At 73.6% G+C, this 295-nt stretch carries 1 pseudogene; it reads left to right on the forward strand.

The window, feature by feature from the left end:
• A pseudogene (locus tag V5F48_RS25110) lies at positions 1-295 on the forward strand (MFS transporter); the annotation flags it as partial.

A 295-nucleotide genomic window follows, 5' to 3' on the forward strand; every position in this document is an offset into this window, starting at 1 on the left:
CGCCTGGTCCGACCAGGCCTCGCCCACGCGCCTGCTGCTGGTGGGGCTGGCGGTCCTCATCGGCGCGGACCTGATGCTGGCCTTCGCACCGGGGCTGTGGGGCGCCTTTCTCGGCATCGCCTTGTGGGGCGCGCACATGGCGCTCACGCAGGGCCTGCTCGCCAAGCTGGTTGCCCAGCACGCGCCCGCGACGCTGCGGGGCTCCGCCTTCGGCCTGTTCAATCTCGCCACCGGCATCGCCATGCTGGTGGCGAGCGTCGTCGCGGGGGTGCTGTGGGAGCGGATCGGCTCCGCC

This window comes from Xanthobacter autotrophicus ATCC 700552 (assembly GCF_043194565.1).
Classification (GTDB): Bacteria; Pseudomonadota; Alphaproteobacteria; order Rhizobiales; family Xanthobacteraceae; genus Xanthobacter; species Xanthobacter autotrophicus_F.